This is a genomic window from Paraburkholderia sp. NMBU_R16, assembly GCF_013282575.1.
Taxonomy (GTDB): Bacteria; Pseudomonadota; Gammaproteobacteria; order Burkholderiales; family Burkholderiaceae; genus Trinickia.
On the sequence record NZ_JAAAYE010000276.1, the window covers coordinates 1 to 544 of the forward strand.

Below are 544 nucleotides of genomic sequence, written 5' to 3' on the forward strand. Positions count from 1 at the left end.
ACGATTGATGAACGCGAACAAATGGCCCGCCAGCGGATCGACCGGCATGCCGTGGCGCGCAATCGCGTACAGGCCATCGAACGAGCGTCGCATGTCGACCGGCGCACCGTACAGGAACACACGCACCTGCTGTTCCGGGAAGAACATCAGCCCCTCGCGATCGTCACAACGATGCCGCCGGGCAAGTCAAGGCGGATCGTCAGATTCGGCACGTCTGCCGCTGCGGCCGATTCGATGCGCGGGCTCGCGGAGTTGACGGCCCCCAGATCGACGAAGCCCGCCACGCCCGTGCCGCATGGCGCTGCCGGTTCCTGTAGGCGTCGCCGCCAATAATAGAAACTCCACGCCGACACCGACTCCTGATGGCAAAACGTCTTGACCGTCTGGCCGCTTTGCCTAAAGCGCGACAACCTCTCACGCCACACCGATTCCAATTCTTCTCTTGCGAAGGCCGTCATCGCTTGCCCCTCCTGAGCGAACTCAATGGCGGCATTGTGCGATTGCCTTTACGCGAACTCTATAACGCCCATGGCTTACCGCTTAC

Annotated in this window: 2 protein-coding genes; both read right to left on the reverse strand. The window is 61.8% G+C overall.

Features of this window, described 5'->3' with window-relative positions; genetic code table 11:
* The coding region (gene tnpB / locus GWC77_RS30445; RefSeq protein WP_173262906.1) for an IS66 family insertion sequence element accessory protein TnpB at positions 1–147 on the reverse strand (147 nt) is incomplete at its 3' end.
* Complete coding sequence (locus GWC77_RS28230; RefSeq protein ID WP_173262909.1) at positions 147–458, reverse strand: hypothetical protein; 312 nt, start codon at positions 456–458, stop codon at positions 147–149. The genes tnpB and GWC77_RS28230, both read right to left, overlap by 1 nt.
* Positions 459–544 lie beyond the last annotated feature (86 nt).